This is a genomic window from Pseudoduganella sp. RAF53_2, from assembly GCF_052113985.1.
In the GTDB taxonomy this organism is placed as follows: Bacteria; Pseudomonadota; Gammaproteobacteria; order Burkholderiales; family Burkholderiaceae_D; genus Rugamonas.
Genome location: NZ_JBFRDW010000312.1, coordinates 1 through 6,786, shown reverse-complemented (window position 1 = coordinate 6,786; position 6,786 = coordinate 1). Strand labels below are relative to the sequence as shown.

Below are 6,786 nucleotides of genomic sequence, written 5' to 3'. Positions count from 1 at the left end.
GCCACCGACCGTGTTGGCGGCTTCGGTCAGGTAGCCCAGCTTGGCGCCAGTCTGCTCGGCGATCCATTGCGCGGCAGCGTGCAGCGCGGAAGCTTGCGGATGCGCCACGGCGGCGTTACCCAGGAACACAGCCTTGTTGTCGCCTTCCAGCAGCGAAGCGGCAATCGCTTCGGCTTCAGCGGAAACGGCAGCGCCTTCGAAGCCGGCCGGAGCGGCAACGCCCTTGGCCTTGGCTACGGCAGCCACCACGCCGGACAGTGCGGCCAGCCAGTCGGATGGCGCAGCAACGATCTTGTTGGCGGTGGTGATCAGGTTTTCTTCATCGGTACCGTGCAGCACGGACAGCTTGCCGCCGGCTTTCACGGCCGCGCGGATGCGGGTCGCGAACAGCGGGTGATCCTTGCGCAGGAAGGAGCCGATCACGAACGCGCGCTGCAGCTTGCTGATCTCGGCGATCGGCATGCCCAGCCACGGCTTGATTTCGCCGTCCAGCGCGAAGTCGCTCTGGCGCAGACGGAAATCGATGTTCTCGGAACCCACGCCGTGCATGACTTTCTTCAGCAGCGCCAGTTCTTCCACGGTGGAGTGGCCGGTAGCGTAAGCTGCCAGCGCGTCCGCGCCGTGTTCGTGCTTGATGTTCTTCAGGCCGTGCGCCACGTATTCCAGCGCCACTTGCCAGTCCACTTCCTTCCACTCGCCGCCCTGCTTCAGCATCGGCTTTTCCAGACGCTCAGCGGATTCCAGCGCTTCGTAGGAGTAGCGGTCCTTGTCGGAAATCCAGCACTCGTTGACCGCATCGTTTTCCAGCGGCAGCACGCGCTTCACCTTGCCCTGCTTGACCTGAACGATCAGGTTGGCGCCGGTGGAATCGTGCGGCGATACGGATTTGCGGCGCGACAGTTCCCAGGTACGGGCGCTGTAGCGGAATGGACGCGAAGTCAGCGCGCCGACCGGGCACAGGTCGATCATATTGCCCGACATTTCGGAGCTGACTGCTTCGCCCACGAAAGCGGTGATCTCGGAGTGTTCGCCGCGGCCCAGCATACCCAGCTCCATCACGCCGGCCACTTCCTGGCCAAAGCGCACGCAGCGGGTGCAGTGGATGCAGCGGGACATCTCTTCCATCGCCACCAGCGCGCTGCCGGCCTTCGGCGGCACCACGCGCTTTTCTTCTTCGTAGCGCGAAGCGTGCTTGCCGTAGCCCACCGCCAGATCTTGCAGCTGGCATTCGCCGCCCTGATCGCAGATCGGGCAGTCGAGCGGGTGGTTAATCAGCAGGAATTCCATCACGGATTTCTGCGCCTGCACTGCCTTTTCGGAGTGGGACTTCACAATCATGCCCGCCGTAACCGGCGTGGCGCATGCTGGCAAAGGCTTCGGAGCCTTCTCCACTTCGACGAGGCACATACGGCAGTTCGCAGCGATCGACAATTTCTTGTGATAGCAGAAGTGCGGGATGTAGGTACCCAGCTTGTTGGCGGCGTCCATCACCATGCTACCCGCAGGGACTTCTACCTTTTTGCCGTCAATTTCGATTTCAACCATGATAATCGCAGCTTAGTAAGCCGATACAGGCACCAGACAGTGCTTGTGTTCGACGTGATATTCAAATTCTTCGCGGAACTGCTTGACGAAGGCGCGTACCGGCATAGCGGCAGCATCGCCCAGCGCGCAGATGGTGCGGCCCTGGATGTTGTCGGCGATGGAGTTCAGCATGTCCAGATCCGAAGCACGGCCCTGGCCGTTCTCGATGCGGTGGATCATGCGGTACATCCAGCCCGTGCCCTCGCGGCATGGCGTGCACTGGCCGCAGGATTCTTCGAAGTAGAAGTAGGACAGGCGTTCCAGCGCCTTCACCATGCAGCGTGTCTCGTCCATCACGATCACGGCGCCCGAACCCAGCATGGAGCCGGCTTTGGCGATCGAATCGTAATCGAGGTCGGTCTGCATCATGATCTCGCCGCGGATCACCGGCGCGGACGAGCCGCCAGGGATCACCGCCTTGATCTTCTTGCCGCCGCGCATACCGCCGGCCAGCTCCATCAGCTTGGCGAACGGGGTGCCCAGCGGGACTTCGTAGTTGCCCGGACGCTCAACGTCGCCCGAGATCGAGAAGATCTTGGTGCCGCCGTTGTTTGGCTTGCCCAGGCCGAGGTAGTTTTCGGCGCCGATGTTCAGGATGAACGGCACGGCCGCGAAAGTCTCGGTGTTGTTGATGGTGGTCGGCTTGCCATACAGGCCGAACGACGCAGGGAACGGCGGCTTGAAGCGCGGCTGGCCCTTCTTGCCTTCCAGCGATTCCAGCAGCGCGGTTTCTTCGCCGCAGATGTAGGCCCCGTAGCCGTGGTGCGCATGCAGCTGGAAGCTGAACTCCGAACCCATGATCTTGTCGCCCAGGAAGCCGGCAGCGCGTGCCTCTTCCAGCGCTTCTTCAAAGCGCAGGTATTCCTGGAAGATCTCGCCGTGGATGTAGTTGTAGCCCACGGTGATGCCCATCGCGTACGCGCCGATGGCCATGCCTTCGATCAGCGAGTGCGGGTTGTAGCGAATGATGTCGCGGTCCTTGAAGGTGCCCGGCTCGCCTTCGTCGGTATTGCAGACGAGGTATTTCTGGCCAGGGAACTGGCGCGGCATGAAGGACCATTTCAGGCCGGTCGGGAAGCCCGCACCGCCGCGGCCGCGCAGGCCGGAAGTCTTCAGCTCGGCGATGATCTGCTCAGGCGGGATCTTCTCTTCCAGGATGCGGCGCAGCGCCGAGTAGCCGCCGCGCTTGACGTAGTCGGCCAGGCGCCAGTTGTCGCCGTTCAGATCCTTCAGGATCAGGGGATTGATGTGACGGTCGTGCAGCGAGGTCATTTCTTCAGTTCCTCCACCAGGGCGTCGATCTTGTCGTTGCTCATGAAGGAGCACATACGGTGGTTATTGACCAGCATGACGGGCGCGTCGCCGCAGGCGCCCATGCACTCGCCTTCCATCAGCGTGAACTGGCCGTCTTCGGTGGTGCCGCGGAAGTCAATGCCCCACTTCTGTTTCAGGTGCTCGGCCGCTTTCACGCCGCCCGACAGTGCGCAAGGCAGGTTGGTGCACACGGTGATCTTGTGCTTGCCGACCGGCTTCAGGTTGTACATGTTGTAGAAGGTCGCAACTTCCTGCACGGCGATGGCCGGCATGCGGATGTAGTCCGCCAGTTCCTTCATCACTTCCGGCGAAACCCAGCCCAGTTCTACCTGGGCGTGGGCCAGTGCGGCCATCACGGCCGACTGGCGCTGGTCGGCCGGATACTTGGCCAACTCGCGGTCGATTTTTTTATAGCAGTCTTGGGATAACAGCATTCTTCTTCCCTTATCGGTCGATTTCGCCGAAAACGATGTCCTGGGTACCAATGATGGTCACGGCGTCGGCAATCATGTGGCCGCGCGACATTTCGTCCAGGCCTTGCAGGTGGGCGAAGCCCGGTGCACGAATCTTCATGCGGTACGGCTTGTTGGCGCCATCGGACACCAGATAGATGCCGAACTCGCCCTTCGGGTGCTCCACCGCGCTGTACGCTTCGCCAGGCGGTACGTGGAAGCCTTCGGTGAACAGCTTGAAGTGGTGGATCAGCGATTCCATATTGGTCTTCATGTCCACGCGCGATGGCGGAGCGACCTTGCGGTTGGTGGTCATGACAGGACCCGGATTGGCGCGCAGCCAGGCCACGCACTGCTTGATGATGCGGTTCGACTGGCGCATCTCTTCGATACGGACCAGGTAACGGTCGTAGGAGTCGCCGTTGGTGCCGACCGGAATATCGAAGTCCAGCTTGTCGTACACTTCGTACGGCTGGTTCTTGCGCAGGTCCCACACCACGCCGGAGCCACGCAGCATGGCGCCGGTGAAGCCCATGGCTTTCGCATCTTCCGGCGCCACCACGCCCACGCCCACGGTACGCTGCTTCCAGATGCGGTTATCGGTCAGCAGGGTTTCGTATTCGTCGACATAGGTCGGGAAGCGCTTGGTGAAGTCGTCCACGAAGTCCAGCAGCGAGCCCTGGCGGTTCTCGTTACGCTCGGCCAGCGCTTTCGCGTTGCGAATCAGCGATGCCTTGTACTGCGGCATGGCGTCCGGCAGGTCGCGGTACACGCCGCCCGGACGGTAGTAGGCCGCGTGCATACGCGCGCCGGATACCGCTTCGTAGCAGTCCATCAGATCTTCGCGGTCGCGGAAGGCGTACAGGAACGGACCCATGGCGCCCACGTCCAGCGCGTGCGCGCCCAGCCACAGCAGGTGATTCAGCAGACGGGTGATTTCGTCGAACATCACGCGGATGTACTGTGCGCGGATCGGCACGTCCAGGCCGAGCAGCTTCTCGATCGCCATCACATAGGCGTGCTCGTTGCACATCATCGACACGTAGTCCAGGCGGTCCATGTATGGCACGGACTGCAGATAGGTCTTCTGCTCCGCCAGCTTTTCGGTGGCGCGGTGCAGCAGGCCGATATGCGGGTCGGCGCGCTGGATCACTTCGCCGTCCAGCTCCAGCACCAGACGCAGCACGCCGTGCGCTGCCGGGTGCTGCGGACCAAAGTTCAGGGTGTAATTCTTAATCTCAGCCATTATTTCATCCCGTAGTTTTCTTCGCGGATCACGCGCGGCACGTTTTCGCGCGGCTCGATCGTCACTGGCTGGTACACCACGCGCTTCTGTTCCTGGTCGTAGCGCATTTCAACATAGCCGGAGACCGGGAAGTCCTTGCGGAACGGGTGGCCGATGAAGCCGTAGTCGGTCAGGATGCGGCGCAGGTCGTTGTGGCCTTCGAAGATGAGGCCATACAGGTCGAACGCTTCGCGCTCGAACCAGTTGGCGGCACGCCAGATCGGGGTCACGGAGGCCACGATCGGCATTTCATCGTCCGGCGCGAACACGCGCACGCGCAGACGCCAGTTCTTCTCCACGGACAGCAGGTGGGTCACGGCTGCGAAGCGCAGGCCATCCCAGGTGCCTTCACCGTAGTTCAGGTAGTCGACGCCGCACAGGTCGATCAGTTCTTCAAAACGCAAAGCTGCGTCGTCGCGCAGCTCTTGCATTACCTGGTAGTAGTCACCAGATTTGACAGTAATCGTTACCTCGCCCAGCGCGACAACGATTGAGGCCCGCTCGCCCAGAACTTTTTCCAGGGAAGCGACCAGGGTTTCCAGATGTGTGTTCATAGTTTTGTACAGCCCTTAGCGCGCGATCGTGTTGGTCTTCTTGATCTTGTGATGCAGCTGCAGGATGCCGTACAGCAGCGCTTCCGCGGTTGGCGGGCAGCCCGGTACGTACACGTCCACCGGCACGATACGGTCGCAACCACGCACCACGGAGTACGAGTAGTGGTAGTAGCCGCCGCCGTTGGCGCAGGAGCCCATCGAGATCACCCAGCGCGGGTCCGGCATCTGGTCATAGACCTTGCGCAGCGCAGGAGCCATCTTGTTGCACAGGGTGCCGGCCACGATCATCACGTCGGATTGACGTGGCGACGGACGGAACATGAAACCGAAACGCTCCAGGTCGTAACGGGCCGCACCAGCATGCATCATCTCCACCGCGCAGCAAGCCAGACCGAACGTCATCGGGTACATGGAACCCGTACGCGCCCAGTTAATCAGCTTGTCGGCCGTCGTGGTGATGAAGCCTTCGTTCAATACGCCTTCAATAGCCATGGCTTATTCCCAATCAAGGGCACCTTTCTTCCAGATATACCAAAAACCGACCACGAATTCGGCGATGAACACCATCATCGTCACGTAACCCTGCCAGCCCAGTTCGCGCATGGATACGCCCCAAGGGAAGAAGAATGCCGTTTCAAGGTCGAACAAAATGAACAGAATTGCGACGAGGTAGTAACGCACGTCGAATTTCATGCGCGCGTCTTCAAACGCTTCGAAGCCGCACTCGTATGGGGACAATTTCGCCGCATCGGGCTTATTGGGGCCCAGGATATGGCCCAGAACTTGGGGTACAACGCCGACGCCAAGGCCGACTAAGAGGAACAGCAGGACGGGGAAGTAATTTTCGAGGTTCACGATATGATCTGCAGCTTTGTGTTGAACTCTGGTTGGGGAAGCACTGCGATATTCCGCGGTGCATTTAACGCTCGACCCCAATCAGATGCTGAGACCAGGATCAAACGACACATCCTCGTAAAAAAACCAGCTTAGCCACCATGGATTGGCGCCCATGTGCCCTTGCTGGCTTTTTGAATTTCTTTACTGGTGCCGACGACGAGACTCGAACTCGTACAGCTTGCGCCACTACCCCCTCAAGATAGCGTGTCTACCAATTTCACCACGTCGGCATAAGGCCGCTATTCTACTCTGCTTTCACGCCTTTGTTAATGCGTATTGCGCAAGATCAAGAAGAAAAGCGGCAAAAAATTCAAAATTGCCTTTTTTACTTCGCCGGGGCGCTGGCAGGCGCCGAAGCGGGAGTGGATGCAGCAGGCGCCGCTTCGGTGGCAGCCGGAGCCGCCGCCGGAGCCGCCTCAGTAGCAGCCGGAGCCGCAACCGGTGCAGCCGACGGAATGGCAGCGGAACCCTTCACCGGCGCCGGCACAGTCACGTTTTCCATCACGCCGCCGCCAGTGCTGACGCCGCGCTGATTTGCCATCATCGACAGGCCCAGGGTGGCGGCGAAGAAGATCGCGGCAGCCAGGGCGGTGGACTTGGACAGGAAGTTAGAGGAACCCGTAGCGCCGAACAGGCTGCCGGATGCGCCGGAGCCGAAGGCCGCGCCCATGTCGGCGCCCTTACCATGCTGCAGCAGAAC

The 6,786-nt window shown here is 60.9% G+C and carries 8 protein-coding genes and 1 tRNA gene; all 9 read right to left on the bottom strand.

Features of this window, described 5'->3' with window-relative positions; genetic code table 11:
- Positions 1–1,545 (bottom strand): NADH-quinone oxidoreductase subunit NuoG (gene nuoG, locus AB4Z11_RS18500; protein ID WP_442026760.1); only part of this gene is annotated, 1,545 nt, incomplete at its 3' end.
- A gap of 12 nt (positions 1,546–1,557) precedes the next feature.
- Positions 1,558–2,856, bottom strand: a complete 1,299-nt coding sequence (nuoF, locus tag AB4Z11_RS18495; RefSeq protein ID WP_442026759.1) for an NADH-quinone oxidoreductase subunit NuoF — start codon at positions 2,854–2,856, stop codon at positions 1,558–1,560.
- Positions 2,853–3,332 carry an NADH-quinone oxidoreductase subunit NuoE gene (gene nuoE, locus AB4Z11_RS18490; protein WP_442026757.1) on the bottom strand — a complete coding sequence of 160 codons (480 nt, stop codon included), beginning with the start codon at positions 3,330–3,332 and terminating at the stop codon, positions 2,853–2,855. Before nuoE ends, nuoF begins: the two co-directional genes overlap by 4 nt.
- 10 nt (positions 3,333–3,342) lie before the next feature.
- Positions 3,343–4,596, bottom strand: a complete 1,254-nt coding sequence (locus AB4Z11_RS18485; RefSeq protein ID WP_442026755.1) for an NADH-quinone oxidoreductase subunit D — start codon at positions 4,594–4,596, stop codon at positions 3,343–3,345.
- Positions 4,596–5,189 carry an NADH-quinone oxidoreductase subunit C gene (locus AB4Z11_RS18480; RefSeq protein ID WP_442026753.1) on the bottom strand — a complete coding sequence of 198 codons (594 nt, stop codon included), beginning with the start codon at positions 5,187–5,189 and terminating at the stop codon, positions 4,596–4,598. The genes AB4Z11_RS18485 and AB4Z11_RS18480 overlap by 1 nt, the downstream gene beginning before the upstream one ends.
- A 15-nt stretch (positions 5,190–5,204) precedes the next feature.
- Entirely contained in the window at positions 5,205–5,681 is a 477-nt protein-coding gene (locus AB4Z11_RS18475) for a NuoB/complex I 20 kDa subunit family protein (RefSeq protein ID WP_442026751.1), read from the bottom strand.
- A gap of 3 nt (positions 5,682–5,684) precedes the next feature.
- Positions 5,685–6,044, bottom strand: coding sequence for an NADH-quinone oxidoreductase subunit A (locus AB4Z11_RS18470; protein WP_161025933.1), 360 nt, complete (start codon positions 6,042–6,044; stop codon positions 5,685–5,687).
- A gap of 187 nt (positions 6,045–6,231) precedes the next feature.
- Positions 6,232–6,316 (bottom strand) — tRNA-Leu (locus tag AB4Z11_RS18465).
- Positions 6,317–6,411: 95 nt separating this feature from the next.
- Positions 6,412–6,786: preprotein translocase subunit SecG (secG, locus tag AB4Z11_RS18460; protein WP_442026749.1), on the bottom strand; the 375-nt coding region annotated here is incomplete at its 5' end.

Excerpts from the sequence above, each read along its gene's own strand:
- nuoE (WP_442026757.1), bottom strand. The coding sequence starts at position 3,332 with ATGCTGTTATCCCAAGACTGCTATAAAAAAATCGACCGCGAGTTGGCC.
- AB4Z11_RS18475 (WP_442026751.1), bottom strand. The coding sequence starts at position 5,681 with ATGGCTATTGAAGGCGTATTGAACGAAGGCTTCATCACCACGACGGCC.
- AB4Z11_RS18485 (WP_442026755.1), bottom strand. The coding sequence starts at position 4,596 with ATGGCTGAGATTAAGAATTACACCCTGAACTTTGGTCCGCAGCACCCG.
- nuoF (WP_442026759.1), bottom strand. The coding sequence starts at position 2,856 with ATGACCTCGCTGCACGACCGTCACATCAATCCCCTGATCCTGAAGGAT.
- AB4Z11_RS18480 (WP_442026753.1), bottom strand. The coding sequence starts at position 5,189 with ATGAACACACATCTGGAAACCCTGGTCGCTTCCCTGGAAAAAGTTCTG.